The sequence below is a fragment of the Protofrankia sp. CiP1_Cm_nod4 genome (assembly GCF_982290645.1).
Genome location: NZ_CEVIVC010000014.1, coordinates 66,530 through 68,080, shown reverse-complemented (window position 1 = coordinate 68,080; position 1,551 = coordinate 66,530). Strand labels below are relative to the sequence as shown.

The following is a 1,551-nucleotide window of genomic DNA, read 5'->3' as shown; positions in this document are numbered from 1 at the left end:
GTGCGGGAGCGGCGGCTGGCCGTGGCGCCGGTGGGGGCGGACGGGGTGGTGCGTACGCGGGTGGAGAAGGCCCATGGCCGGGGGCTTTCGACGGTGTTCGGGCTGGTCAGGGTGTCACGGCTGGCCTACCGAGCGCCGGGGCGGCCAACCTGCATCCGGCCGACGCCGGGCCGAACCTGCCGGATGGGCTGTACTGGCACGGGCTGGCCCGGCTGGTGGCGCTGGAGGCGGCCCGCGGCTCGTTCGACGACGCGGTGGCGGCGGTGGAGCGGGCGACCGGGGTGCGGGTCGGCAAGCGGCAGCTGGTTGAGCTGGCCCGGGCCGGCGCCGCCGACGTCGGCGCCTTCTGCGCCCAGGACCGGCCCGGGGCCGCGGAGCAGGATCGGCTGCTGGTGCTGCAGTTCGATGGCAAGGGCATCGTGATGCGGCCCGAGGGGCTGCGCCCGGCCACCGCGAAGGCCGCGGCGGCGGGGCGGAAGCTGGCGACGAGGCTGTCGCCCGGGGAGAAACAGGGCCGGAGGCGACGGGGAAGTGGCTGGCCTGCTCGGTCGTCGACGACCTCGCCACCGTCGTCGCGCAGGGCTTTGACGAGGCCGAGCGGCGCGCTCCGCACCATGTGCGGACCTGGGTCGTGCTCGTCGACGGCAACAACTCCCAGCTCGACGCCGTCACCGCCGAGGCCGCCCGCCACGGCGTCACCGTCCACATCCTGATCGATTTCATCCCCGTGCTGGAGTACCTGTGGAAGGCCGGCTGGTCGTTCTTCGCCACCGGCGACCCCGACGCCGAGAAGTGGGTCACCGACCGAGCCCGGCTCGTCCTGGAGGGGAAGGCCCGCCAGGTCGCCACCGGGATCCGCCGCCGCGCCACCTCCAACAACTACGACGAGAAGGAACGCAGAGGCGCCGACACCGCCGCCGACTACCTCGACGCCAAGGCCGATCACCTCGACTACGCCGCCGCGCTGGCCAGCGGCTGGCCGATCGCCACCGGCGTCATCGAGGGCGCCTGCCGCCATCTCGTCAAGGACCGCATGGACATCACGGGCGCCCGCTGGGGACTCGACGGCGCCGAAGCCATCGTCACCCTCCGCACACTGATCGCCAACGGCGACTTCGGCGACTACTGGCACTTCCACCTTCTCCAGGAGAAACACCGCAACCACGACAGCCAGTACGCGAGCAGCCGCACACCACCCTGATCAAGTCACTTCAACAGAACTGCACCCAACGCCGATCCCTGCGGATCGGCTTTCCCTGCCCCGCTCCGCGGGGGACCGGATTCCTCCCCGGCCTGAAGGCCGGGGCATCCTCCGGAGCCTTCGGTGACAGTTCTCAGCTCGATGACCAGAGGCTGGCGATGGGGACGGCGAGGACGTGTTCGGTCAGTTGGAAGACCCGCGGGCCGGTGTGGACGAGGAGCACGGCGGCAGGTTTCGGGCCGAGCCGTTCCCACAGCCACTCGAGGTGACGGGCGTCCGCGGGTGAGGGAGCCGCGGACGCCTTGACCTCGATCGCGATGACGTGACCGTCGCGCGTCTCGATGATCAGG

General features: G+C 71.8%; 1 protein-coding gene and 1 pseudogene. One reads left to right on the top strand and one right to left on the bottom strand.

What is annotated here, in order from left to right; genetic code table 11:
- Positions 1-1,201, top strand: a pseudogene (locus tag AC5LSR_RS05120) (ISKra4 family transposase); the annotation flags it as partial.
- Between the two features lie 133 nt (positions 1,202-1,334).
- On the opposite strand, the gene AC5LSR_RS05115 reads toward AC5LSR_RS05120, so the two are convergent.
- The coding region (locus AC5LSR_RS05115) for a DUF4143 domain-containing protein (protein ID WP_493468208.1) at positions 1,335-1,551 on the bottom strand (217 nt) is incomplete at its 5' end.